The organism is Micromonospora sp. NPDC047670 (assembly GCF_043204915.1).
GTDB lineage: Bacteria > Actinomycetota > Actinomycetes > Mycobacteriales > Micromonosporaceae > Micromonospora.
In genome coordinates this window covers 306,279-330,773 of record NZ_JBIDDA010000007.1, presented here as the reverse complement: position 1 = coordinate 330,773, position 24,495 = coordinate 306,279, and the positions used below count along the sequence as shown (strand labels likewise).

Sequence of the window (24,495 nt, the reverse complement as noted above, 5' to 3'; positions counted from 1 at the left end):
TGTGGGGGTCGAACCGACCAGGGGACGTCGCCGCCCCTACCCCCGGCGGGATCCGAGGGTCACGGCCCGACGACGACGTTCGCGAGCGGCTCACCCGCCGCGTACCGCCGGACCTGGTCGACCAGCAGCCGGCGGGCCCGGGGCGCCAACGCGGCGGTCAGGCCGCCGACGTGCGGGCTGATCAGGACGTTCGGCGCCGACCACAGCGGGTGGTCGGCGGGCAGCGGCTCGGGTTCGGTGACGTCCAGGGCGGCGTGCAGCCGGCCCGCGCCGAGTTCGGCGAGCAGCGCCCCGGTGTCCACCACCCGCCCCCGTGACACGTTCACCAGCAGGGCGCCGTCGGCCATCCCGGCGAGGAAGTCCTTGTCCACCAGGCCCTCGGTCTCCGGGGTCAGCGGCGTGGCCAGGATGACCACATCCGCTCGTGGCAGCATCTCCGGCAGCTCGGAGACCGGCCGTACGCCGGGGCGGGCGCTCCGTGCCACCCGGCTGATCTCCACCTCGAACCCGGCGAGCCGGCGCTCGATCGCGGCGCCGATCGAGCCGTACCCGACGATCAGCACGTGGGCGTCAGCCAGCCCGGTCGACCAACCCGGGACCCAGCGGCCCTCGCTCCCCGCCCGGACGAAGTCCGGCAGCCGGCGCCGGGCGGCGAGGGTGAGCGCCACGGCCAGCTCGGCGGTGGCCGCGTCGTGCACGCCCCGGCCGTTGGCCAGGGTCACGCCGGGCCGCAGGTACGGCAGGACATGGTCGTAACCGGCGGTCACCGTCTGCACCACCCTGAGTCGGGGCATCCCGGCGATCGGCTCGCAGAAGCGCGGATCGATGATCCCGTACGGAACCGCGTAGAACTCGACGTCGTCCAGATCTTCGGGGAGGGGTCGAGTGCCGTCGTACAGCGCGACGTCCAGATCGCCGAGCTCGGCCACTGCGTCGGGGTGAGGGATCAAGTAGCGCACGGCGACCATCATGCTGGATCGGGCCGAGCCGCCACGTCGTGTGCCAACCTTGATCAGGAACTCGGCGGGGGCCGGGGTCAGCGATCAGGCGCTGCGCGGTAGCGGCACACCGGCCCACGGAACGGGCAGCGGGTGCCGCCGCAGCAGCGTGTCGAGCACGTCGCCGATCGTGTGCCGGGACAACTCGCCGGCGACGGCCCGGGCCACGCGGTCGTAGATGTCCTCCAGGACCGGCGCGATGCCGTACCCCACCGGACAGTCCTGGCGGGGCTGATGCGGGTGCAGCGCGAACACCGCCCCCGGCTCGACGACCGCGTACACGTCGGCAAGGGTGATGCCGGCGGCTGGCGCCCCCAGCGACCACCCGCCACCGGGACCGACGTCGGTGGTGACCAGCCCGGCATCGCGCAGTGGGCCGAGGGCGCGGCGGACGGCGGCCGGATTGCTGTCCAGGCTGGCGGCGATCTGGTCACTGGTCAGCCCGGTGTGGCCGTGCCGTTCTGCCAGCGCGAGCCAGCACAGGGCATGAACGGCCACGGTGAGACGACTGTTGCCGGCCATGGCGTCTCCGTCCGGGGTTGCGCTTCTGGTCCCCACCACGATAATACGTAACACTTCCTGTTACAGATAAGGGGCTGACGTGCGATCCTCCGACTTCGCCAGCTGCGCCGTGGTGGAGATGCGGCGCTACGCGCTGCGACCCGGCCACTTCGACGAGCTGCAACGGGTCTTCCAGCCATGGTTCGTCGCGGGCCAGGAGCAGGCCGGAATGCGGCTGGGCGGGCAGTTCCGGGATCGGGACGACCCCGACCGATTTGTCTGGTTCCGCGGCTTCGCCTCGATGGACCAGCGCCGCGAGGCGCTGGAGTCCTTCTACTTCGGGCCGGTGTGGCAGGCGCACCGCGACGCGGCCAACGCCACAATGATCGACAGCGATGACGTGCTCCTGCTGCGCTCGACCGAGCCGGCGCACCGTCCGGGGACGCCGGTGGCCCCCGCACAGCCGGGACCGACGGCTGACCCGACCTGGGCGGTCGCCCAGGTGTGGTCGCTGCCGGCCGACGCCGGCCCGGAGGCGTGGCTGGCCACCGCCGGGCACGCGGTTCTCCAGCGGGTTCTCGGCGTACCGGTGGCCATGTGGCGCACCGAGCCGGCGCAGAACACGTTCCCGCGGCTACCGGTGCGCGACGGCCGCTTCGTGGTGTCGCTGGCGGTGTTCGAAGACGGGGAGCAGTGGTCCCGGGCCGCGGCCCGGCTCGACGACGACCCCGACTGGCGCCGGATCACCGACCGCCTGTCGGCTGCCGGGGTGACGAGCGAGGTGAACCACCTGCAGCCGACGGCCACCTCCAGCCACCCGGCGCCGGTGGCCGCACCGGCCGATCAGGCGTAGTCCGGCCGGGCGGGCGCACGACACGACCAGTGAGCCGGAGCGGGAGCCACTCAGAGCGGACAAACCACCCGAGCGGACGCCACACCGTCCCTTGACCAGCGCAGGCGCCGGCCAAGGGACGGTGCTGCCGGCCAGGGAGCGGAGGGTGTGGGATTCGAACCCACGAAGGACATCGCTGCCCTTACCGGTTTTCAAGACCAGCGCCATCGGCCACTAGGCGAACCCTCCCGGACCGCGCCCCACGGGGGTACGCGACCGTCCCTAGTCTGCCACGAGGGCGCACCGGGCGAGCGGGCACGGAGCCGGGCTGACATGATCGACGGTATGTGGGAGACCCCGTCCGTCGTACTGATCACCGGCATCATGGCTGCCGGCAAGTCCACTGTGGCCGAGGCGCTGGCCCGGCGGCTGCCCCGTTCCGTGCACCTGCGCGGGGACGTCTTCCGGCGGATGGTGGTGAGCGGCCGGGAGGACATGAGCGCCGAGCCGTCGGAGGAGGCGTGGCGGCAGTTGCGGCTGCGCTACGACCTCGCCGCGGCGGCGGCGGACGGCTACGCTACCGCCGGCTTCACCGTCGTGCTCCAGGACGTGATCCTCGGCGCGGACCTGCCGGCCATGGTCGACCGGATCCGGCACCGGCCGCTGGCGGTGGTCGTGCTCGCCCCGAACGCCGAGGCCGTCGCCGCCCGCGAGGAGGCCCGGGACAAGACCGGCTACGGCGGCTGGCCGGTGGCCGACCTCGACGCACGGTTCCGCGCGGAGACGCCCCGGATCGGGCTCTGGCTGGACACCTCCGCGCAGACCCCGGCGCGGACGGTGGACGAGATCCTGGCCCGGGCGTGGACCGACGGGCGGGTGGGGTAGACACAGGGCATGCGCGCGATGACGATCCCGGAGCCCGGCGGACCCGACGCACTGGTCTGGAGCGAGGTGCCCGACCCCGAGCCCGGCCCCGGCGAGGTGGTCGTCGACGTGCGGGCGACCGCGGTGAACCGCGCGGACCTGCTGCAACGGCAGGGGCACTACCCGCCGCCGCCGGGCGCGCCCGCGTACCCCGGGTTGGAATGCTCCGGCGTGATCAGCGCGATCGGGCCCGACGTGACCGGCTGGGAGGTCGGCCAGGAGGTCTGCGCGCTGCTGGCCGGCGGCGGTTACGCGGAGCGCGTGGCCGTGCCCGCCGGGCAGTTGCTGCCGGTGCCGGCCGGGGTCGGCCTGGTCGACGCGGCGGCGCTGCCCGAGGTGGCCTGCACGGTCTGGTCGAACGTGGTGCAGCTCGCCCGGCTCGCGAGGGGCGAGACGCTGCTGCTGCACGGCGGTGCCAGCGGGATCGGCACCTTCGCGGTCCAGCTCGGGGTCGCGCTCGGCGCCACGGTGGTCGTGACCGCCCGGGCGGCGAAGCACGAGCGCCTGCGGGAGCTGGGCGCGGCGCACACGATCGACTACCGCGAACAGGACTTCGTCGAGGAGGTCCGGCGGGTCACCGACGGCCGGGGCGCCGACGTCATCCTCGACATCATGGGCGCCGCCTACCTGCCCCGGAACGTGGCGGCGCTGGCCGCCGACGGGCGGCTGGTGGTGATCGGCATGCAGGGCGGCCGCAAGGGCGAGCTGGACCTCGGCGCGCTGCTGGCCAAGCGGGGCACGGTCGCGGCCACCGCGCTGCGGTCCCGGCCGCTGGACCAGAAGGCCGCGATCGTCCGCGGCGTCCGCCAGCAGGTCTGGCCGCTGGTCGAGGCCGGGGCGGTCCGGCCGATCGTGGACCGCCGGCTACCGCTCGCCGAGGCGGCGCAGGCGCACCGCCTGGTCGAGTCCAGCGACCACGTCGGCAAGGTGCTGCTCACCCTCGGCTGACCCGCGATCCGGCCGGCGCCGGAGCCCGGTGCCGGAGCCCGGACCCGCCGCGCCGGCACGGTCGCACCGGCGCGGCCGGGGCGACGGGCGCGTCAGGCGGTCGGTGCCGCGTCCGTGGCCGGGCGGGGGAGCATCAGCCGGGCGCCGGGGCCCTCCCCGGAGAGCGAGTCGTCCGGGTTGTAGAGGGTGCAGCGCCGCAGGGACAGGCAGCCGCAGCCGATGCAGCCGTCGAGGTCGTCGCGCAGCTTCGTCATCAGCCGGATCTTCTCGTTGAGTCGCTCCCGCCAGGCCGCGGAGAGCCGCGCCCAGTCCTCCGCGCTGGGGGTACGGGAGGCCGGCAGCGACTCCAGCGCCTCCCGGATCTCCTCCAGCGAGATGCCGACCTGCTGGGAGATCCGGATGAACGCGACCCGGCGCAGCTCGGTGCGGGCGTACCGGCGCTGGTTGCCGCCCGTGCGCTCGGCCTGGATCAGCCCGAGCCGCTCGTAGTAGCGCAGCGCCGAGGGGGCCACGCCGCTGCGGGTGGAGAGTTGGCCGATGGTCAGTAACTCGTGCATCACGTCGCCTTGAGTTGAAGCCGACTTTAACTTGCAGACTAGCGGCATGATCACGACGACCGCCAAGGCGGGTCGGCTGACGACCGCCCCGCCGCCCCACGACCCGACCACGCCACCCCTGCCGGGTCCCGTCGCGCCGCTGTACGAGCGGGTCCGCGCGGGCCGGGAGTTCGGTGCCAACGTCCGCTCCACGGTCGACGTGCTCTGGGTGCTCTACGACCGGATCCTGCGGATCACCCCGGAGACCGTCGAGGACCCCGAGCGGGACCGCTTCCTGCTCTCCAAGGGGCATGCCGTCGCCGGCTACTACGCCGTGCTCGCCGCCAAGGGCTTCGTCCCCGCCGACTGGCTGGACGACCAGGGCGGGCCCGACAGCCGGCTCGGCGACCACCCCGACCGGACGCTGGTGCCGGGGGTCGAGATCGGCTCCGGCTCGCTCGGGCACGGGCTCGGGCTCGGCGTCGGCACCGCGCTCGGGCTGCGCGCCCAGGGCCTGCTCACGCCCCGGGTCTTCGTGCTGCTCGGCGACGCGGAGCTGGACGAGGGCTCCAACCATGAGGCGATCGCGTACGCGGGGACGACCGGCCTGGGCAACCTGACCGCCATCGTGATCGACAACGGCTCCGCCACGCACGGCTGGCCGGGTGGCGCGGCGGCCCGGTTCACCGTCAACGGCTGGACCGCCGCCACCGTCGACGGGCGCGACCACGACGCCCTGCACACCGCCCTGACCGGGCAGGACAACCACCGGCCGCACGTCGTCGTCGCGGTCGTCGACCAGGGGGAGTGACCGTGCGGGACCGCTTCATCGACACCACCACCGCCCTGCTGGCGGAGGATCCGCGTACGGCGCTGGTGCTGGCCGACATCTCCGCCGCCGCGTTCGAGCCCGCCGCTCGGCGGCACCCGGACCGGGTGCTCAACGTCGGCATCCGGGAGCAGCTGATGGTGGGTGTGGCCGGCGGACTCGCCCTGACCGGGCTCCGGCCGATCGTGCACACCTACGCCCCGTTCCTGGTCGAGCGCGCGTACGAGCAGCTCAAGCTGGACCTGGACCACCAGGGCGCGAGCGCGGTGCTGGTCAGCGTCGGCGCGTCGTACGACCGGGCGGCCGCCGGGCGCACCCACCTGTCGCCGGCCGACGTCTCGCTGGTCGACGCCCTGCACGGCTGGACCGTGCACGTACCCGGCCACCCCGACGAGGTGCCGGCGCTGCTGCGCGACGCGGTGGCCGCCGACGGGTCGGCGTACCTGCGACTCTCCACGCTGCACAACGACCGGCCGTACGGCGGCGACGGCGCGCTGCGGGTGCTCCGGGACGCGGGGCCGGGCGCGCCGCTGTTGGTCGCGGTCGGCCCCGTGCTGGACGCGGCGCTGGCGGCGGTGGCCGACCTGGGCGTCACGGTGGCGTACACCCACCGGCCCCGGCCGTTCGACGTCGCGGGCCTGCGGACGCTGGCCGGCACCGAGGTCATCCTGGTCGAGCCCTACCTGGCGGGCACGTCGGCGCGGGTGGTGTCGGCGGCGCTGGCCGACCGGCCGCACCGGCTGCTGGCCCTCGGCGTGGGCCGCGAGGAACTGCGCCGCTACGGCTCGGCGGAGGACCACACCCGCTGGCACGGCCTGGACGCCGCCGGGCTGCGCCGCTCGGTCAGCGGGTTCCTGGAGCCGGCGTCGGCGCGCGGCTGACGGGCCGGGGTCAGCGGGTCGGGGCGCCCAGGGGGCGGCGGCGGGTGCGCTCGCGGCCGAGGATCCAGAGCGCCTCGACGCCGTCCTTCCAGGTGATCTTCTTGCCCTCCTCGCGGCCCCGCGCGCGGTAGCTGATCGGCACCTCGTAGGGGCGGATCCGGCGGCGCAGCAGCTTGCCGGTCACCTCCGCCTCCATCCCGAAGCCGCGCGAGCGGACGTCGAGCGAGCGGTAGAGCTCGATCGGCATCAGCTTGAAGCAGGTCTCCAGGTCGCCGATGTAGGAGTTGAACAGCACGTTCGCGGCCATCGTGACGCCCTTGTTGCCCATCACGTACCAGAAGCTGTAGGCGCTGTGGCTGCCGAAGGTGCGGTTGCCGTAGACCACCGTGGCCCGCCCGTCGAGCACCGGGTCGAGCAGCTTGGGGATGTCCTGCGGGTCGTATTCCAGGTCGGCGTCGAGGATGACCATGTAGTCGCCCTCGGCGTTGTCGACCGCCGTCTTGATGGCCGCGCCCTTGCCGGCGTTGCGCTGGTGGGTGATGACCCGCAGGCGCGCGTCGTCGGCCCGGCCGAGGATCTCACCGGTGCCGTCCCGGCTGCCGTCGTCGACCACGACCAGCTCGATCTCGCACGGGTAGTCGACCGCCAATGCCTGCTTGAGAGCATCCGCGATGCGTTCTTCCTCGTTGTAGACCGGCATGAGGATCGAGAGCTTCACGGGAATCTCCACGGTGGCGACAATACGTCGGCCCTAGCCTAGCCTGGCTGGTCAGCGACGCGGCGACCAGCACCGCGGGCATCGACCGTGGCGGCCCCAGGGAGATGGTGTTTACTTCCGCCATGTCGGCAGCCGGCTACCCGCTCGCCCTGGCCCCCGTCGCCGCGATCGGACTGCTCACCGTCGCCCTGCGGCCCACCACGCAGACCGTGGCGCCGCTGCGCCTCGCGCTGGTCCGGGCCGCGCTGGTCACGGGCGCGTTCGCCGTGCTCACGGTGGAACTGCTCGGCGCGCTGCGGCTGCTCACCCTGCCGGCGTTCGCCGTCGCCTGGCTGTTCTTCCTCGCCGCCTCGGTGACGGCCGCCGGGCGGCGTCGCCGCCGGGACGCCGCCCGGCGGGCGAGCGCCGCCGGTTCGGCGCGGGGCCCGGCGACGCCGGCGCAGGCCGTCGCCGCGCCGCGCCGCGCCCTGGTCGGCGCGACCACCGGCCCGGCCCCCGGCGCCCCGGCGCCGCCGCCGGCCCCCGGCGCGCCGGATGCCGCCACGGCCCGCCGTCCCCGCTGGTCGGCCCGCCTGGCCGACGCCTGGCGTACGGCGGGGCGGGGCGAGCGGCTGCTCGCCGGCACGGTCGGAGGGCTGCTCCTGGTCGAGCTGCTGATCGCCCTGCTGGCCGAGCCGAACAACTTCGACTCGCAGACGTACCACCTGCCGAAGGTGGAGCACTGGGTGGCCCAGGGCGACCTCGACTTCTGGCCCACCGCCATCCACCGGCAGGTGACCATCCCGCCCGGCGCCGAGTACCTGCTGCTGCACCTGCGCCTCTTCACCGGCGGGGACGCGCTGCACCACCTCGTGCAGTGGGCGGCCGGGATCGGCGTCCTGCTGGCGGCGACCCGGATCACCGCCCAGCTCGGTGGGGGCCGCCGCGCCCAGCTGCTGACCGCGTTCGTGCTGGCCACCACGCCGATGGTGACGCTCCAGGCGACCAGCACCCAGACCGACCTGGTCTGCGCCGCCTGGGTGGCCTGCGCGGCCACGCTGGCACTGGACGGGCTGGGTCGACGCACCGGGGTCGGGACGATGCTCGGGCTGGGGGCGGCCACGGGACTGACCGCGGTGACCAAGACCAACGGCCTGATGGCGGTCGGGCCGCTGCTGGTGCTCTGGGGGCTCGCCCAGCTCCGGCTGGCGCGGGCCGGCGCGGCACCAGCCGGGGCGACGCCGCAGGGGGCCGGGTCGGCTCCGGAGCGGCGCGGCGCGGCGGGCGCCCCGGCTGTCGGTGGCGTCCGTGGGGTCGCCGCGCCCGGCGGCCTCCGGCCCGGCCGCCAGGTGGCCCGGACGGTGACCGGGTCGGTGCTGATCCTGCTGGTCGCGGCGGTGGTGGTCGGGCCGTTCCTGGCCCGGGTGACCGCCGAGTTCGGGCACCCGCTCGGCCCGCCCCGGCTGCGCGAGTCCGTCCCCATGGAGCGGCACGACCCGCCCTCGGTGCTGGTCAACGCGCTGCGCATCGCGCACACGGCGTTCGACACCCCACTCGCGCCGCTGCGCCGGGCGGGCGCCGGGGCGATCGTCGCCGGCGCCGAGCTGATCGGCGTCGACCCCCAGGACCGGGCCATCACCTTCGGGCAGGAGCGGTTCCCGGTGCCGTCCTGGTATCCGGACGAGGACCGGGTGGCCTTCCCGCTGGCCGGGGCGCTGGCGCTGGTCGGGGCGGCGTTCGCGCTGGCCCGACCGGGCCGGGTCAGCCCGGCGCAGGCGGGGCCGTTGCGCGCGTACGCGGTGGTCGTGGTGGTGGCCGTGCTGCTGCACACCGCGATGGTCAAGTGGCAGCCGTGGGGCAACCGCCTGCTGCTCTACGCGCTGGCGCTGGCCGTACCGCTGGCGGGGCTCTGGCTCGACGCGCTGTTCCGCCGCCGGGCGGCCGCGCGGGACGGTGGCATGGCGGGCCGGCGACCGGTGGCGGCCGGGCTCGCGGTGGCCGTGCTGGCCACGTCCGCGCTGGCCGGGGTGCTCGCGGTGTCGTACGGCTTCCCGCGCCGGCTGGTCGGCGCGGGCTCGGTCTTCACCACCTCCGAGTGGGAGACCCGGTTCCTGCGGCGTCCCCAGTGGGCGGAGGAGTTCCGCTGGGCGGCGGACGCGGTCCGCGCGACGGGCGCCCGCCGGATCGGCCTGGTGCAGCAGAACGACAACTGGGAGTACCCCTGGTGGCTGCTGCTGCGCGACGCGGAGGGCCGCCCGCCGGAGCTGGTGGCGCTACAGTCCGTGCTGCCCGACCGCCCGCCGGCCGACCCGGCCTCGGTGGACGCGATCGTCTGCACCGGCAGCCGGCCGGCGTGCGTGAAGCTGGTGCCCGCGGGCTGGCGCGTCGAGTTCCGGGGCTACGCGGGCTACGCCCTGCCGCCCGGGCGCTGACCCGGGCCGCCCCGGCACCGCCCGGCTTGCCTGGATCGCCCGGTTCTGCACTCCGCGCGCAAGGATTCCGAGACGCATTCACATCTTTCGAAGCGAGGGTTACCTTCTGGTAACTCGATCGACGTCCCGCGATCGAGCCGAAAGGAGTGCGTCGATGCGTGGTTCCCCTGCCAGGCGCGAACGCGCGACCCGACGACGGGTGCTCACCGCCGTCGCCGCCGCGGCTCTCGTCCTGCCGATGCTCGCCGGAACGGCCTCCCCCGCCACCGCGGCCGACCGTCCGGCCATCCAGCCACTCCCCAGCAACCTGGAGGCGATCCGCGCCGCCGAGGCCACCGCGCTCTACGGCGCGCCCGCCGTCCGTCCCATCGAGCAGCGCCGCACCGCGCTGATCACCATGGGCGACAGCGAGATCTCGGGCGAGGGGGTGGGCAACTACGTCCCCGGCACCCACGAACCCGGCAACTGGTGCGACCGCTCGTACGACCAGGCGGTCTTCCGCACCGGCATCCCCGCCGACGAGAAGTACAACATCGCCTGCTCCGGGGCGACGCCGTGGAACCTGATCCGGGGCGGGCCCACCCAGCACAACGAGCTGAACCAGGGCGACCACCTCGCGATCAAGGCGCGCAACACGCACATCAAGCTGATCTGGGTGGTGGTCGGCGCGAACGGTGACGGCACGATCCAGTTCGGCCCGGTCGCCACCGACTGCACCATCCGCCGGGTCTTCTTCCAGGGCCCCTGCTACCCCACCTACACCGACCAGTGGACGGTCCGCACCGACGGCAGCCGGCAGGCGGTCGAGGACGCGCTCACCGACATCCGGCAGACCATGACCGACGCCGGCTACCTGCGGTCGGACTACGAGCTGGTGCTCATGTCGTACCCGAGCCCCGGCAGCCCGGACGTCGAGGACAACCCGAACTTCCCCGGCTGGTACGCCGGCGGCTGCCTGCTCTACCTGGCCGACGCGGCGTTCGCCCGGAACAAGGCGGTGCCGCTGTTCGAGTCGGCGCTGCGGGCGGCGGCGACCAACACCGGCACCCGCTACCTCGACGCCAGCCGGCTGTTCCACGGGCACGAGGTGTGCACCGACAACCCCGCCGTGCGCGGCCTCTACATCGAGATCGGCGTCTGGGACGAGAACGCGGCGCGGCAGTCGTTCCACCCGAACAAGCGGGGGCACGGCATGTTCGCCCAGTGCGTCACCCAGTTCTGGAACGCCGGGCAGCAGCGCGCCACCTGCGTCGACCCGGCCAGCACCGGCAACGGCGTGCTCTACCCGGGGCTGTTCGAGTTCAAGCAGCTGCGCAACGCCGCCACCGGCACCTGCGTGGACGGCAAGGGGTACGACTCGCGCAACGGCACACCGCAACAGTCGTACGGCTGCCACGGCGGGCGCAACCAGGGCTTCTGGTACGACCCGGCCCGGCAGTCGCTGCACTCGGAGCTGTCCCACGACCGCTGCCTGGACGTCTCCGGCGGCACGCTGAGCTCCGGTACGGCCGTCAACATCCATGACTGCCACGGCGGCGCCAACCAGCAGTTCGTGCTGGCCGGCAACCAGATCAAGGCGGCCGGCGCCACCAACCTCTGCCTGGCGTTCGACAACCCGTGGCTGGGCACCCCGCGGTTGCGGCTGGCGACCTGCTCCACCAGCACCCGCCAGCAGTGGTCGTTCGAGTCCCGCAACTTCGCCAACCCGGTCGGGTACGGCCACGACGACTTCATCGGCTCCCGGGTGTACTGAGCCGGGTGCGGCCCGCCGTTCCCGGCTCGGGCGGTCGGGGTCGATCCACCCGCCGTACACCGCACTCTCCGCGAGCGGAGCGGCCGTCTCCCGCCGGGACGGCCGCTCCGGGCGTCCGACCCGGACGAGCGCGACGGTTACCGCTGCTGGACGGGGACGACGATCAGTCGTGCGATGCCGTTGTCGCCGTCCTTGGCGCCGGCCACCCCGACCGTGGTGCCGACCTTGATGTCGGCCGACCGGATCGTGGTGCGCCGCTCGACGACGCGCAGCTTGTCGCCGAAGGTCCAGGTCATGGTGAAGCCGTCGGCGGACCTGACGGTCATCGAGTCGCCGTCGACCGCGGTCACCTCGCCGCGCTGCACGGCGATCGTCTTCGTGCCGCCGTCCCTGGTCTTCACCACGGCCTCGCCGTGCAGGGTGTTGCGCCGCAGCAGCACCCGGGCCTTCCGGCGCTCGCGCCCCTCGTCCGCCCGCTCGCGCCGCGGCTTCTCCCCGCTCGCGGCCGGCGGCGTCGGCGAGGCGGGGGCGGCCACCGAGTCGACGTCCAGGTCGCCGGCGTCGAAACCCAGCGCGGCGAGCGCCTGGCCCTCCGCGCCGAGCGGCCGAGCAACCTCGACGCCGGTGTCGCGGGCCGGCTGACCCGCCACCTCGGCCGCGCCGCACCCGCCGAGCCCCAGCGCGACCGCCGTGAGCAGCGTGCCGGTGGCGATTCCCCAACGTGCCATGAGTCTCCCTCTCGTCCGTGTGGAGCCCAGCCTCGCGCCCTTCGGCGAGCGGAGGGTCAGGCCGATGTTCGGGTCCGGTAAGGATCCGGGGGCAGCCGGACGGTGAACGCGGCCCCGCCCTCTCGGGCGTGCCCGGCCGCGATCTCCCCACCGAGCCGGCGGACCAGGCCGGCGGCGAGCGCCGGCCCCAACCCGCTGCCCACCTTGCGCACCCCCCGGTAGCGCTGGTGCAGGGCGCCGCGCTCGAACGCCACCGCCAGGTCGTCGTCGGTGAAGCCGGGCCCGCCGTCGCGGACCTCGACGACGCCGCCCACCGCCGGGTCCGCGCCGGCCGCCCGGACCGCGAGCACGACGGGCGCCCCGGGCGGTGTGACGTAGTCGTCCGCGCCCAGTTCCAGCCCGACGACGCGGTCCACCTCGTCGTCGCGGGCGGTGAGGAAGATGACCGGGGTCCAGTCGCCGGCCGCCCGCAGCCGCCGGCAGACCTCCGTGCCGGCCAGGCCGGGCAGCGCGATGTCGAGGACGCAGGCCACCGGGCGCAACCGGCGCGCGGCGGCCAGGCCGGCGGCGCCGTCCCGTTCCAGGTGTACGCCGAACCCGTCCCGGGTCAGGTAGAGCCGGACCAGGTCGGCGATGGCCGGCTCGTCCTCCACCACGAGGACGAGCCCGCGGGCCGGGGCGTCGACGGTCACCGACCCATGATTGCCGACGCCGCGGCGCGGGGCGGGTCAGCGGATGTTCGGGTTCGGTAAGAAGGCGGTCAGCGCACCACGGCGGGGCGGAACGCGGCGGGGCGCGCGACCGCCGGCACCTCGCCGATGGTGGCGACGATCCGCTCCCGGGGCGTCCGCAGCCGGGTGCGGAAGGCGTGGTTGAGCAGCGCGTCGAGCTGCCACACCTGCTTCGGGTGCCGGGTGCGGATGAGGAATCGCTCGCGGATCCCGTCGATCGCGGTGGCGGCCAGTTCGACCGAGTGCAGGCGCGGGTCGGGACTCCAGGTGACGTTGCTGAGTTCCCGCAGCTCGGTGTTCAGGTGCAGGCGCAGCCGGTGCAGGACCCGGGTCTGCTGGGTGACGACCAGCCGCCGGTGGGTCAGCAGGAGGAGGTACTCGCCGGCCACCGGGCGGTCGGGCCGGCTGCACCGGGTGACCAGGATCGTGGCGTCGCCGGAACCGACGCAGCGGCGGAAGACCGGCATGTGCCGACTGGCGGTCTGCACCGCGAGTCCGGCCTCGGCGGCGGCGGGGAGGAACGTTCGGGAGAAGACGTCCATGCCCTGCCCAACGAGGGGCGACCTGGAGTGACGTGGGCCACGTGCAAATTGCAGAACTTCCACGCGCGCGCGTCGCACCGCCTGTCCGACTTCCGGCCCGCCTCGCGCGACGGGCCCGGTCGGGCGGCTCAGAGCAGCGGCTGCATCGCCCCGAACCCGCTGCCCAGCCGGGCCGGGGTGAGCCATCCGCCGCCGTTCCACCGGTACCGCAGCACGTTGCCGGTCGACTGCTGCACCGCGATCAGCTCGGGCCGGCCGTTCCGGTCGAAGTCGCCGAGCTGGACCAGGTCCCGCATCCCGCCCCAGCCGGCGCCCACGTCGAGCCGGGTGCCGAGGAGCCCGTCCGGGCCCCCCGGGTGGACGTGGAGGCGGCCCGTGGCCTTGTCCCGGGCGAGCAGGTCGAGGCGTCCGTCGCCGGTGAAGTCGGCGCCGCCGTTCAGCTCGTCCAGCGCGTTCCAGCCGGCGCCGCCGAGCGCGACCCGGCTGCCGAAGCCGGTGCCCCTGCCCGGGTAGAGCCAGAGCACGCCGGTGGAGGTCTGCACCGCCGCGAGGTCCTGGTAGCCGTCGCGGTTCCAGTCCCCGACGGGCGTGATCTCGCGCATGCCGTTCCACCCGCTGCCGACCTTCACCCGGGTGGTCACGCCGGAGCCGTTGGCCGGGTAGAACCACAGGTAGCCGGTCGACTTCTCCCGGGCCAGCAGGTCCTCGCCACCCGCCCGGTCGAAGTTGCCCGCGCGGACGATCGCGTCCATCCCGTTCCAGCCCGCGCCGAGCGAGAGTCGACCGCTCAGGGTGACGCCGTTGCCGCCGTAGACGTACAGCCGGCCGGTGGCCGGCTCGCGGTAGCCCAGGTCCGCCCAGCCGTTGCCGGTGAAGTCGCCGAACCCGGCGGCGGGCAGCGGGGCGACGTCGAGGTGGTTGCTGTCGACGTTGATGGTCACCCCGCCCCACGTCTCGTGGTGGTCGCCCCGGTACTGCTTCATCCGCTGCTTCGGCATCCAGTACGACTCGGGCAGCGCCTCGTCCGTCACGGTCTGCACGCCGTCCCACCGGGCGAAGTCCAGGTAGTCCGGCCTGCCGTGGCCGACCCGCTCGTACGCGGAGACCTGGTCCGTCAGGCCGCCGGAGGCCACGTCGGTGTAGAAGCCGGAGAAGTAGCCGTGGTCGTGCAGCCGGATCGTCCAGGCGTGGGTGAAGGTCTGCACCGCCGCCGTGCAGGTTGCGTCTCCGGCCGGGTACTTCTCCATGTTGTAGAAGACGGTGCTCTCCCGGGGCAGCCCCAGCTCGCGCGCCCGCGCCGCGGCGTCGTCGGCGGCGGCCCGGCCCTGCGCGGCGGCCTGCGCCGGGTCGATGCGCGGCTTGCTGGTGCTGCGGCAGGGCGCCTGCGGCCCGACGTAGAGGGGGAAGAAGCGCCAGCCCGCCGCCGCCTGGGTGGCCACCCACTCCCGGGTCAGGTTCGGCTGTGCGCAGGCCCGGCCGTTCCCACCGATGTAGATGCCCACCGCCCGGTACGGCGAGGCCAGCCACGCCTTCATCGCGGCGTTCGACGGCGCGGTGCAGGTGTCGAAGCCCAGGCCGGTGAAGGTGCCGGGGTGCGGCCCGGTGTAGCCGGCGGCCTGCGCGGGGCCGGCGGCGGCGGTCAGGGCGGCTCCGGCGGCGAGCACCGCGGCCGCCGTCGCGGCGAGGGCCCGCCGGGCGGTACGGCGCAGCCCGGTGGGCGGAGCGGAATGGCGCGTCACGAGTCCCCGATCCCCGTTCGTGGATGGCCGGCGGGCGGACGCGGACGCGTCTCCGACTCGACACCGGCGCGCCGATTGTGCCGGGACGTCCGTCCGTTGTCGATACCCCCACCCGGGCCGGCCGGCGACCGCCCGACCCCTGCCGGCGGCCACGGCGACGACGGCCGGGTCCGCCCCACGGGGGCGGGCCCGGCCGGGGCCGCTCAGAGCAGCGGCGTCATGGCGCCGAACCCGGTGCCGATGCGGAGGGGCGACGCCCAGCCGGCGCCGAGCCAGCGGTACAGGTAGACGTAGCCGCTGGACTGCTGCACGGCGACCATGTCCGGCCTGCCGTCCCGGTCGAAGTCGCCGAGCTGGACGAGGTCGCGCATGGTGTTCCAGCCGGCGCCGACCTGGGTGCGGGTGTTGGGCGCGCCGGCCCGGCCCGGGTAGAGGAACAGGTATCCGGTGCTCTTCTCCCGCGCGACCACGTCCGGGTAGCCGTCCTTGTTGAAGTCGCCGCCGGCGTTCAGCTCGTCCACCGAGTTCCAGCCGGAGCCGAGCAGCACGCGGCTCGGGAACGCCCCGCCACCCGTGCCCGGGTAGAGGTAGAGCGCGCCGGTGGAGCTCTGCACCGCCAGCAGGTCCTGGTAGCCGTCGCGGTTGTAGTCGCCGATCGGGGTGATCTCCCGAACGCTGTTCCAGCCCGCGCCAAGCCTGATCCGGCCGCTGATCCCCGACCCCGTGCCCGGGTAGAGCCACAGGTAGCCCGTCGCCTTCTCGCGGGCGATGACGTCCTCGCCGCCGGCCCGGTCGAAGTTGCCGGCCCGGACGATCACGTCCATGCCGTTCCAGCCGGCGCCGAGCGTCACCCGGCCGCTGAGGGCGGTGCCGTTGCCGCCGTAGACGTGCACCTGGCCGGTGGCCGGGTCGCGGTAGCCGAGGTCCGACCAGCCGTTGCCGGTGAAGTCGCCGAACCGGGTGGCCGGCAGCGGGGCGACGTCGAGGTAGTCGCCGTCGATGTTGATGGTGACCCCGCCCCACGTCTCGTCGTGCGGGCCCACGTGCTGCTTGATCCGCCGCTTCGGCGCCCAGTAGCCGGCGGGGATGCCCGGGTCGGAGACCGTCGCCACGTCGTCCCAGCGGGCGAAGTCGAGGTAGTCCGGGCGGACGTAGCCGGGTGTGTCGTAGGCGGCGACCTGATCGGCGACGCCGCGCGCCATGCTGCTGTAGAAGCCGGAGAGGTAGCCCTGGTCGTGCAGCCGGGCGGTCCACGCGCTCATGAACGTGAGGACCGCACTGGTGCAGGCCGCGTCGCCGCCGTCGTAGTCCTCCATGTCGTAGAAGAGGACGCTCTCCCGGGGCAGGCCGAGTTCCACCGCCCGCGCCACGGCGTCGTCGGCCTCGGCGCGGCCCTGCGCCGCCGCCTGGGCCGGGTCGATGCGCGGCCGGCTGGTGGCCAGACAGGGGGCCTGGAGGCCGACGTACATCGGAACGAGGTGCCAGCCCGCCGCCGTCTGGGCGGCCACCCACTCGGCGGTGAGCGCGGGCTGTTCGCAGCCGCGGCTGACGCCGCCGAAGTAGATGACGACCGCCCGGTACGGCGAGTGGGCCCGCCACGCCTGCATCTGCGCGCTGGTCGGCGCGGTGCAGGCGTCGAAGCCCAGGCCGGTGTAGGTGCCGGGCTGCGGCGCGACGGCGGCGTGGGCCGGGCCGGTGACGGCCGTCAGCGCGAGGCCGGCGCCGAGAACGGTGGCGGCGGTGCCGGCCAGGGTCCGGCGCGCGGCACGGCGCGGCCCCGCCGACGAGAGTGTGAATTTCACGTTTCCCCGATCTGTCCCGTGGGTCGGACGGCCGGCGGGCGGACGCTGCCCGTCCCTCGCGCTGCGCCGGCCCGCTGATTCTGACCACAGTCGACGGCTCCTGTCGAGGTCGTCGCCGGTTCCGGGCGGGCCGGGAGTGTCGCGGACGGCCCTCGGGGCGGGTGCCGACGCGCTCCGACCGGGGGCTCAGACCGGGTCGGGCTCGAACAGTTCCGTCAGCCAGCCGGGCACCGCGGACGCGTACCGCGCCCGGGCCGGGTCCGGCGTGGTCAGGGCCCGGCGCCAGGAGAGCGACCGGCTCACCCGGGTGACGCGGACCGCCAGCCGGGCCACCTCCCGCAGCGTCGCCCGGTCGTGCCGGTCCGACCACGGCTCCAGGTACGCGTCGCGCAGCCGCGCCAGCGCCGGGTCGCCGGCGGGCAGGTCGAAGGCGTGCGCGACCGAGTTCAGCGTCACCAGCAGGGTGCCGAACGGGTGGGCGATCGAGGCGTCGCCCCAGTCGAAGAACCGGTGCCCGTCGTCGCCGACGAAGACGTTGCCGTCGTGCAGGTCGTCGTGCTGGACGCTGGGCGCGACGCCCGAGTCGGCCAGCCGCCGGCACTGCTCGGCGAACTCGGTCCGATGGGCGCGCAACCGCTCGTACGCCTCGACGTCGAGCCCGTCCTCCGTCCCCAGCAGCAGCGACTCCTCGTCGTCCAGCAGCGCCTCGAACAGCTCCGGCAGCGCCTCCGGCCGGTGGTCGGGCACGCCGATCGCGAGGAGTTCGCCGACCCGGGGCGCGACCGTGCGCTGGAGGTCGGCGTACTCCGGCAGGACCCGCTCCCAGCGGAGCAGCAGGCCGCGGTCGCCGCCCACCGCGTCGCGCAGCGAGCGGCCCCCGTCGGGCAGCAGCGACCAGCCGCGCCCGGCGTCGACCGCGATCGGGTCGAGCACCCGCCCCGGGGCGAGCCGGGCCAGCGCGGCCAGCAGCGCCGCCTCGTGTCGGGTGCCCGGATTGTTCGCCTTGAACCAGGCGTCCCCCGCGTCGGTGGGCACCCGCCAGACCAGGGACCACGGCCGGACCCGGGGCTCGACCGGCCCGACGACCCGCCGGCCGTGCCGGCCGAGCCGGTCGCCGACCCAACTGAGGGCGGTGTCCCGCCAGTGCGGGTCGGTCCAGTCGGCGGAAGGCGTGGCGGCAATGGTCACGCCGCGGAATGTAGCCCCGCCGCCGGCACCGGGGCGACACCTTATCGTCCGGCGCACCCCGTGGCCGGTGGCGATCGGCGCGCCCCGGCCGGTCCGGGCGATGCTCGTCGCCGCCGTCGGCGGGAACGGCTAGCCTTCACCGCCATGCCGGAAGCCTCGTTCCTCGCCGCCACCCGCGACTCCTACGACACCATGGCCGCCGACTACACCGAGTGGCTCCGTACGGACATGGACGGCAGGCCCCTCGACCGGGCGCTGCTGGCCGCCTTCGCCGAGGCGGTGCGGGCCGGCGGCAACGGTCCCGTCGCCGACGTCGGCTGCGGGCCCGGCCGGATCACGATCCTGCTGCACCGACTGGGGCTGGACGCGTTCGGCGTCGACCTGTCGCCCGGGATGGTCGCGCTGGCCCGGGAGACGTACCCGCGGCTGCGGTTCGAGGTGGGCTCGATGCTCGCGCTGGACCTGCCGGACGCCTCCCTCGGCGGGCTGCTCGCCTACTACTCCATCATCCACGTCCCGTGGGACCGGCGGCCCGAGGTCCTCGCCGAGTTCCACCGGGTGCTCGCGCCGGGCGGGCAGCTCATGCTCGCCTTCCAGGTCGGCGACGATCGCCTGCACCTCGACGAGGCCTTCGGCAAACCGATCTGCGCCGACTGGTACCGGCAGCGGCCGGACGAGGTGGCCGCGCTGCTGCGCGAGGCCGGGTTCGACCTGTGGGCCACGGTCGTGAAGGAGCCCGAGGGCACGGAGAAGACCCCGCAGGGCTTCGTGTTGGCGCGCAGGCCCGCCGGGGAGTAGCTCCCGCCTCCCGGTCGGCGGGCCTCAGAGCAGCTCGACGATGGTGGCGTTGGCCATGCCGCCGCCCTCGCACATGGTCTGGAGGCCGTAGCGGATGTTGTTGTCCCGCATGTGGGCGAGCATGGTGGTCATGATCCGGGCACCGGACGCGCCGAGCGGGTGACCGAGGGCGATCGCCCCGCCGCGCGGGTTGAGTCGCTCCGCGTCCGCCTCGGTCTCCGCCAGCCAGGCCAGCGGGACCGGGGCGAACGCCTCGTTCACCTCGTACACCCCGATCTCCTCGATGCCCAGCCCCGCGCGGCGCAGCGCCTTCGCGGTGGCCGGGATGGGCGCGGTGAGCATGGTGACGGGGTCGTCCGCGGCGACCACGGCGGTGTGGACGCGCGCCAGCGGGCGCAGGCCGTGTCGGCTGGCCCACTCGCTCGTGGTGACGGCGAGCGCCGCCGCGCCGTCGGAGATCTGCGAGGCGGAACCGGCGGTGACGACGCCGTCGGGGCGGAACGGGGTGGCCAGCTCGCCGAGCTTCTCCAGCGAGGTGTCCCGCCGGATGCCCTCGTCGGCGGCGAACTTGCCGCCGTCGGCCAGGGCGACCGGGGCGATCTCGGCGTCGAAGGCGCCGGCGTCCTGCGCCACGGCGGCCTTCTCGTGGCTGGCGAGGGCGAACTCGTCGAGCTGGGCGCGGGAGAAGCGCCAGCGCGCGGCGATCAGCTCGGCGCCGACGCCCTGGTTGAACGGCAGCGGCGCGTCCTCGGCGAAGCCCTCGACGCCCCGGTAGCGGTCGCGCAGCTGGTCGCTGAAGGGCGATCCGCCGGCCACGCTGGAGCCCATCGCGACCCGGGTCATCGACTCGACGCCGCCGGCGACGACCAGGTCGGCCTGGCCGGAGAGCACGGTCGCGGCGGCGAAGTGCAGGGCCTGCTGGCTGGAGCCGCACTGCCGGTCGAGCGTGGTGCCCGGCACCGACTCGGGCCAGCCGGCGGCCAGCACGCCGTTGCGGGCGACGTTCCACGACTGGTCGCCGACCTGGGAGACGCAGCCCCAGACCACGTCGTCGACCTGGGCCGGGTCGATCCCGGTCCGCTCGGCGAGGGCGCGCAGCACGTGGGCCGAGAGGTCGACCGGGTGCACGGCGGCCAGGCTGCCCTTGCGCCGCCCGACCGGGGTGCGTACCGCGCCGACGATGACTGCGTCACTCATGACTACTCCCCGGTAACTTCGGCTGCCACCGATACTACGTCCTCGGCGGGCCGCCGTCCTCCCCCGGGTGCGCTGGCATGCTGGACGGATGCGCCCACACCCGTCCCCCACCGCCCGGCAGTGGCGGGTGCCGACCGGCCTGCCGGCGCTCAAGCTGGCCGGCGCGGTCGCGCTCCTCGCGCTCGCGCTGCTCCTCGACGAGGGCGACCCCGTCCAGTTGGGGCTGGCGGTGGTCGCGGCCGCCGCGCTGGCCGGCTGGGCCGCGCGCGACCTGGTGGCGCCGGTCCGGCTGGCGGTCGACCCGGAGGGGATCACCGTCGTCCGGGGCTTCGCGGGGTACCGCCGGCTGCCCTGGTCGGTCGTCGAGCGGGTCGCCGTGGACCGCCGCGCCCGGCTGGGTCTGACCAGCGAGGTGCTGGAGATCGACGCGGGGGAGTCCCTGCACCTGTTCGGGCGCCTCGACCTCGGCGCGGACCCCGCCGAGGTGGCCCAGGTACTGCGCGAGGCCCGCCCGCACTGAGCGGGCGGTCAGCCGCCGAGGATCGCCGCGGTGCGGACCAGGGCCAGGCCGAGCAGCGCCGCCAGGATCACCGCGCCGCCGGCGAGCTGCACCAGCGTCCGCCGGGACCGCGGGGCGTACGCGAACACGAGCGCCATCAGCCCGCCGACCACCAGCCCGCCGAGGTGCCCGGGGATCGAGATGCCGGGCACGGTGAACGTGAAGACCAGGTTGATCACCAGGACGGGGAGCACCTGGGAGATGTCCCGCCCCAGCTTGCGTTCGATGACCACCAGCGCGGCGAAGAGGCCGAAGATCGCCGTGGACGCGCCGGCGGTGAGCTGGTTCTGCGCGCTGAACAGGTAGGCGGCGACGTTCCCGCCCAGCCCGGCGACGAGGTAGAGCGCCGCGAAACGCAGCGGCCCGAGGCTGGCCTCCAGCGACCGGCCCAGCACCCACAGCGCCCACATGTTCAGCAGCAGGTGGACCACGCCGTAGTGCAGGAACATCGCGGTGACCAGGCGGTACCACTCGCCCTCGGCGATGCCGCCGACCGTGCCGTCGGGGAAGAGCGCGCCGCCGAGCACCGCACCCCAGTCGGTCAGCGGGGTGCTGCCGCCCATCAGGCCGCCGAAGCCGGAGCCGCCGACCGCCGCGTCCCCGCCCCGGTCGGAGGCGATGGAGAGCAGCATCAGCAGCACGTTCAGTGCGATCAGCGCCTTGGTGACGTAGCCGTGCCGGCCGGCGGCACCGCCACCGAAGGCGGTGCGCGCCGGCCGCACGCTACGGCGTCCCTCCGCCACGCACTCCGGGCACTGGAACCCGACCGACGCCTCCCGCATGCAGTCCGGGCAGATCGGCCGGTCGCAGCGGGTGCACCGGACGTACGTCTCCCGGCCGGGGTGCCGGAAGCAGACCGGCGCGGTGGGCGGCGACTCGCTCACCGCGCCCGCCCGCCGACGCGGGCCACGCGGCCCATCCACCGGTCCCGGCCCTCGGAGCGCTCAGTCATGTGGGCAAAGGTACCTCGCGGGCGCCTCAGGCAGCGGTGCGCTCGATCTCGACCCGCTCGATCACCACGTCCTGCAGCGGCCGGTCGTTCGGGCCGGTCGGGGTGTTGGCGATCGAGTCCACGACCTTCGCGGACTGCTCGTCGGCCACCTGACCGAAGATGGTGTGCCGGTTGTTCAGGTGCGGCGTCGGCGAGACGGTGATGAAGAACTGCGAGCCGTTGGTGCCCGGCCCGGCGTTCGCCATCGCCAGCAGGTACGGCCGGTCGAAGCGCAGCTCCGGGTGGAACTCGTCGGCGAACTTGTAACCCGGGCCGCCGCGGCCGGTACCCGTCGGGTCACCCATCTGGATCATGAAGCCGCTGATCACCCGGTGCGAGACGGTGCCGTCGTAGTACGGCCCGCTGCCCGGCTGACCCGTGCGCGGGTCGGTGTATTCGCGGTTGCCCTCGGCCAGGTCGACGAAGTTCTTGACGGTCTTCGGCGCGTGGTTGGGGAAGAGCTCCAGCCGGATCGGGCCAGCGTTGGTGTGCAAGGTGGCGTAGACAGCCTCGGCCACGGGTACTCCTCACTCGTTGGTCAGTTCCATGCGGATCCTCCCATGTGCCCGATCTGGCAGTGCGGAGGCATCCGAAGGTGGAGGATGACGAAGGAACAACTCCCAGGAGGTGGGACCGTGTTTGGAATCGGGCGGCGTAAGACCCAGGGGCAGCTGGCCAAGGCGGAGCTGAACCAGGGCCTCGGTCACCTGAGGCAGGCCGCGACGTACGCCGCGAAGGGTGCCGGCGCCACCGTCGCCCCGCGGGTCCAGGCGGCCCGGGGCGCCGTCGCGCCGACGGCCGTCCTGGTGCGCGACCGCGCGTCCAGCGGCTTCGCGTCCACGGTCGCCGCGCTCGCGCCACTGGCCCTGGCCGTCCGCAAGGCCCAGGCCGAGGCGGCGGGCAAGGCGGTCACCAACAAGAAGGCCGCCGCAGCCAAGCGGGCCGCGGTCACCAGGAAGGTCAAGGCGAAGAACATGAAGGCTTCCCGGAAGAAGAACTCCCGGCGCGGCGGGTCCATGATGACCGGTCTCCTCGCGGCCGGCGCGGTGGCCGGCGTCGCCGCGATGGCGATGCGTCGCCGCCGCGAGCAGCAGGAGTGGGCCGAGTACGACCCGACCCGGACGCTGGAGCCGATGCGCGACGAGGTGGAGACCATGGAGATCCGGACCCCGGTGACGGACGCCTCGACGCTGTCGAGCGGCTCGGGCGTGGCCGGCGGGCCGACCGGCGCCGGCAGCTCGGCGGTGGCCGGCGGCGACAGCGCCTCCACCACCACCCCCGGCAAGCAGCCGACGGTCCACGCGACGGACAAGGTCCCGTCGGTGGCCGAGGGCGCGAAGGACGTGTCGGGCCGCCCGGCGGACGACCTCACCGAGGCGCTGGGCAAGGGCGCCAAGACCAACGGGCGTCGCTGACCCGAGGTCCCCGGAAAGCGCCGGCGAAGCGGGTCACCCGCGCCGCCGGCGCTTCCGCGTGCCCGGGGGTGGCGGTCAGAGCCAGCCGTTGCGGCGGAACCAGCGGTAGAGGGCGAGCGAGATCGCGAGCATGAGGGCGAGCACGACCGGATAGCCGTACGTCATCCGCAGCTCCGGCATGACGTCGAAGTTCATCCCGTAGATGCCGGCGATGGCGGTCCAGACGGCGGCGATGGCCGCCCACGCGGCGATCTTGCGCATGTCGTTGTTCTGGTCGACCGTGACCTGGGCCAGCCGCGCCTGGAGGATGGAGTTGAGCAGGTCGTCGTAGGAGTTGACCTGCTCGACGGTGCGGCTGAGGTGGTCCTGCACGTCGCGGAAGTAGCGGCGGATCTCCTTGGGCACGTCGCGGTTCATCTGCGCGGTGAGCGTCATCAGCGGCCGCTGCAGCGGCGCCACCGCCCGCTTGAACTCCACCAGTTCCCGCTTCATCTGGTAGATCCGCTGGATGCGGCCGCTGGACTGGCGGTCGAACACCTCGGTCTCCAGCGTGTCCAGGTCGTCCTCCAGCCGGTCGGCGACCTCCAGGTAGATGTCCACCACCCGGTCGGTGACCGCGTACGCCACCGCCCACGGCCCGTGGAGCAGCAGGTCCTGCTTCGTCTCCAGGTCGGCCCGGACCGGGGCCAGCCGGCAGGCGTCCCCGTGCCGCACGCTGATCAGGAAGTTCGGGCCGATGAAGAGCATCACCTGGCCGGTCTCGACGACCTCGGAGTTCTCGGTCAGCTCGTCGTGCTCGCAGTAGCGAGCGGTGCGCAGCACCAGGAAGCTGACCTCGCCGAACTGCTCCAGCTTGGGGCGCTGCTGCGCCTTGACCGCGTCCTCGACCGCCAGCTCGTGCAGGCCGTAGGTGGCGGCGATGGCGGTCATCTCGTCCAGCTCCGGCTCGTGCAGGCCGAGCCAGACGAAGCCGTTCTCCTCGCGGCGGGCGGCGTCGAGCGCCTCGGCGTACCGCCAGTCGCCGGGCTGCCGACGGCCGCCGACGTAGAGGGCGCAGTCGACCACGGCGCTGCGCCGCGGGCCGGCCGGCGCGGGAACCCGCTGCGGAGCGTCGGAGTTGAGCCGGCGGGTCATCGCCCGCACGGGCGCCGCCCAGTCCAGGGGCCTGAGCACCCGTCCGCCGTTCGGCGAGGCCGCCCGCCCCTGCCGCCCTCGGTCCGTCATCACGCCCCCTCCCCGTGCGCTGCCGCGGCTAGCAGGGTACGCCGCCGTCGACGGTCACCGCCGGTGACGATCGGCCGCCGGGGGTGGCGCCGGGCGGGCCGGGTCGCTTCGGGGGGTGAGGGGACGACACGGCCCACCCGGCGCCCTTTGGGGGCGGGGGTTGTGCTGGTCGCGTCGCTCCGCGTGCCGCCGGCCGGGCCGGGCCGGGCTCGCCGCCGGGCGCGGTCCGGGCCGGCACCGACGGTGAACT

Annotated in this window: 24 protein-coding genes and 1 tRNA gene; 10 read left to right on the top strand and 15 right to left on the bottom strand. The window is 74.4% G+C overall.

Annotation, left to right across the window (positions count from 1 at the left end):
- Positions 1-59 precede the first annotated feature (59 nt).
- Together ACGF7U_RS19870 and ACGF7U_RS19865 are read right to left on the bottom strand one after the other, a co-directional pair.
- The gene (locus ACGF7U_RS19870; protein WP_393108566.1) at positions 60-959 is read right to left on the bottom strand and encodes a 2-hydroxyacid dehydrogenase; all 900 of its coding nucleotides are present in this window, start codon (positions 957-959) and stop codon (positions 60-62) included.
- An 84-nt stretch (positions 960-1,043) separates the two neighbouring features.
- Positions 1,044-1,520: an Rrf2 family transcriptional regulator gene (locus tag ACGF7U_RS19865; protein ID WP_393108564.1), complete on the bottom strand. Its 477-nt coding sequence runs from the start codon at positions 1,518-1,520 to the stop codon at positions 1,044-1,046.
- A gap of 79 nt (positions 1,521-1,599) precedes the next feature.
- Here ACGF7U_RS19865 and ACGF7U_RS19860 point away from each other — a divergent pair, with 79 nt between their 5' ends.
- The gene (locus ACGF7U_RS19860; RefSeq protein ID WP_393108562.1) at positions 1,600-2,352 is read left to right on the top strand and encodes a hypothetical protein; all 753 of its coding nucleotides are present in this window, start codon (positions 1,600-1,602) and stop codon (positions 2,350-2,352) included.
- Between the two features lie 139 nt (positions 2,353-2,491).
- Here ACGF7U_RS19860 and ACGF7U_RS19855 read toward each other — a convergent pair.
- A tRNA-Ser gene (locus tag ACGF7U_RS19855) sits at positions 2,492-2,580 on the bottom strand.
- A gap of 84 nt (positions 2,581-2,664) precedes the next feature.
- Here ACGF7U_RS19855 and ACGF7U_RS19850 point away from each other — a divergent pair.
- The gene (locus tag ACGF7U_RS19850; protein ID WP_393108560.1) at positions 2,665-3,216 is read left to right on the top strand and encodes an AAA family ATPase; all 552 of its coding nucleotides are present in this window, start codon (positions 2,665-2,667) and stop codon (positions 3,214-3,216) included.
- Positions 3,217-3,225: 9 nt separating this feature from the next.
- Complete coding sequence (locus tag ACGF7U_RS19845; RefSeq protein WP_393108558.1) at positions 3,226-4,203, top strand: NAD(P)H-quinone oxidoreductase; 978 nt, start codon at positions 3,226-3,228, stop codon at positions 4,201-4,203.
- 92 nt (positions 4,204-4,295) lie between these two features.
- Here the strand turns inward: ACGF7U_RS19845 and soxR are convergent, their stop codons facing one another.
- Positions 4,296-4,760, bottom strand: a complete 465-nt coding sequence (gene soxR / locus ACGF7U_RS19840; protein WP_393108556.1) for a redox-sensitive transcriptional activator SoxR — start codon at positions 4,758-4,760, stop codon at positions 4,296-4,298.
- A gap of 46 nt (positions 4,761-4,806) precedes the next feature.
- Here soxR and ACGF7U_RS19835 point away from each other — a divergent pair, with 46 nt between their 5' ends.
- On the top strand, positions 4,807-5,550 hold the full coding sequence (locus tag ACGF7U_RS19835) for a transketolase (protein WP_393108554.1): 744 nt from the start codon (positions 4,807-4,809) through the stop codon (positions 5,548-5,550).
- Between the two features lie 2 nt (positions 5,551-5,552).
- Positions 5,553-6,449: a transketolase family protein gene (locus tag ACGF7U_RS19830; protein WP_393108552.1), complete on the top strand. Its 897-nt coding sequence runs from the start codon at positions 5,553-5,555 to the stop codon at positions 6,447-6,449.
- 10 nt (positions 6,450-6,459) lie between these two features.
- On the opposite strand, the gene ACGF7U_RS19825 is transcribed toward ACGF7U_RS19830, so the two are convergent.
- The gene (locus tag ACGF7U_RS19825) at positions 6,460-7,167 is read right to left on the bottom strand and encodes a glycosyltransferase family 2 protein (protein ID WP_393108666.1); all 708 of its coding nucleotides are present in this window, start codon (positions 7,165-7,167) and stop codon (positions 6,460-6,462) included.
- 122 nt (positions 7,168-7,289) lie between these two features.
- Here ACGF7U_RS19825 and ACGF7U_RS19820 point away from each other — a divergent pair, with 122 nt between their 5' ends.
- Complete coding sequence (locus ACGF7U_RS19820; RefSeq protein WP_393108550.1) at positions 7,290-9,578, top strand: hypothetical protein; 2,289 nt, start codon at positions 7,290-7,292, stop codon at positions 9,576-9,578.
- Between the two features lie 154 nt (positions 9,579-9,732).
- A complete protein-coding gene (locus ACGF7U_RS19815) occupies positions 9,733-11,331 on the top strand; it encodes a ricin-type beta-trefoil lectin domain protein (RefSeq protein ID WP_393108548.1) in 1,599 nt (532 codons plus the stop codon).
- 137 nt (positions 11,332-11,468) lie between these two features.
- On the opposite strand, the gene ACGF7U_RS19810 is transcribed toward ACGF7U_RS19815, so the two are convergent.
- From ACGF7U_RS19810 to ACGF7U_RS19785, 6 genes are all read right to left on the bottom strand, one after another.
- Positions 11,469-12,059: a hypothetical protein gene (locus ACGF7U_RS19810; protein WP_393108546.1), complete on the bottom strand. Its 591-nt coding sequence runs from the start codon at positions 12,057-12,059 to the stop codon at positions 11,469-11,471.
- Positions 12,060-12,115: 56 nt separating this feature from the next.
- A complete protein-coding gene (locus ACGF7U_RS19805; RefSeq protein WP_393108545.1) occupies positions 12,116-12,751 on the bottom strand; it encodes a response regulator in 636 nt (211 codons plus the stop codon).
- Between the two features lie 68 nt (positions 12,752-12,819).
- The gene (locus tag ACGF7U_RS19800; RefSeq protein WP_393108543.1) at positions 12,820-13,332 is read right to left on the bottom strand and encodes a hypothetical protein; all 513 of its coding nucleotides are present in this window, start codon (positions 13,330-13,332) and stop codon (positions 12,820-12,822) included.
- A gap of 128 nt (positions 13,333-13,460) precedes the next feature.
- Positions 13,461-15,071: a glycoside hydrolase domain-containing protein gene (locus ACGF7U_RS19795; RefSeq protein ID WP_393108541.1), complete on the bottom strand. Its 1,611-nt coding sequence runs from the start codon at positions 15,069-15,071 to the stop codon at positions 13,461-13,463.
- Between the two features lie 203 nt (positions 15,072-15,274).
- The gene (locus ACGF7U_RS19790) at positions 15,275-16,873 is read right to left on the bottom strand and encodes a glycoside hydrolase domain-containing protein (RefSeq protein ID WP_393108539.1); all 1,599 of its coding nucleotides are present in this window, start codon (positions 16,871-16,873) and stop codon (positions 15,275-15,277) included.
- A gap of 186 nt (positions 16,874-17,059) precedes the next feature.
- On the bottom strand, positions 17,060-18,061 hold the full coding sequence (locus ACGF7U_RS19785) for a phosphotransferase (protein WP_393108537.1): 1,002 nt from the start codon (positions 18,059-18,061) through the stop codon (positions 17,060-17,062).
- 144 nt (positions 18,062-18,205) lie between these two features.
- Here ACGF7U_RS19785 and ACGF7U_RS19780 point away from each other — a divergent pair, with 144 nt between their 5' ends.
- The gene (locus ACGF7U_RS19780; protein WP_393108535.1) at positions 18,206-18,859 is read left to right on the top strand and encodes a class I SAM-dependent methyltransferase; all 654 of its coding nucleotides are present in this window, start codon (positions 18,206-18,208) and stop codon (positions 18,857-18,859) included.
- Positions 18,860-18,883: 24 nt separating this feature from the next.
- On the opposite strand, the gene ACGF7U_RS19775 is transcribed toward ACGF7U_RS19780, so the two are convergent.
- Entirely contained in the window at positions 18,884-20,056 is a 1,173-nt protein-coding gene (locus ACGF7U_RS19775; protein WP_393108533.1) for a thiolase family protein, read from the bottom strand.
- Between the two features lie 88 nt (positions 20,057-20,144).
- Here ACGF7U_RS19775 and ACGF7U_RS19770 point away from each other — a divergent pair, with 88 nt between their 5' ends.
- The gene (locus ACGF7U_RS19770; protein WP_393108531.1) at positions 20,145-20,576 is read left to right on the top strand and encodes a PH domain-containing protein; all 432 of its coding nucleotides are present in this window, start codon (positions 20,145-20,147) and stop codon (positions 20,574-20,576) included.
- A gap of 8 nt (positions 20,577-20,584) precedes the next feature.
- Here ACGF7U_RS19770 and ACGF7U_RS19765 read toward each other — a convergent pair whose 3' ends face one another.
- The gene (locus tag ACGF7U_RS19765; protein ID WP_393108530.1) at positions 20,585-21,499 is read right to left on the bottom strand and encodes a rhomboid family intramembrane serine protease; all 915 of its coding nucleotides are present in this window, start codon (positions 21,497-21,499) and stop codon (positions 20,585-20,587) included.
- A 94-nt stretch (positions 21,500-21,593) separates the two neighbouring features.
- Positions 21,594-22,124 carry a peptidylprolyl isomerase gene (locus tag ACGF7U_RS19760; protein ID WP_393108529.1) on the bottom strand — a complete coding sequence of 177 codons (531 nt, stop codon included), beginning with the start codon at positions 22,122-22,124 and terminating at the stop codon, positions 21,594-21,596.
- Positions 22,125-22,208: 84 nt separating this feature from the next.
- Here ACGF7U_RS19760 and ACGF7U_RS19755 point away from each other — a divergent pair, with 84 nt between their 5' ends.
- Positions 22,209-23,021 carry a hypothetical protein gene (locus tag ACGF7U_RS19755; RefSeq protein ID WP_393108527.1) on the top strand — a complete coding sequence of 271 codons (813 nt, stop codon included), beginning with the start codon at positions 22,209-22,211 and terminating at the stop codon, positions 23,019-23,021.
- A 75-nt stretch (positions 23,022-23,096) separates the two neighbouring features.
- Here the strand turns inward: ACGF7U_RS19755 and corA are convergent, their stop codons facing one another.
- Positions 23,097-24,245, bottom strand: coding sequence for a magnesium/cobalt transporter CorA (gene corA / locus ACGF7U_RS19750; RefSeq protein WP_393108525.1), 1,149 nt, complete (start codon positions 24,243-24,245; stop codon positions 23,097-23,099).
- Positions 24,246-24,495 lie beyond the last annotated feature (250 nt).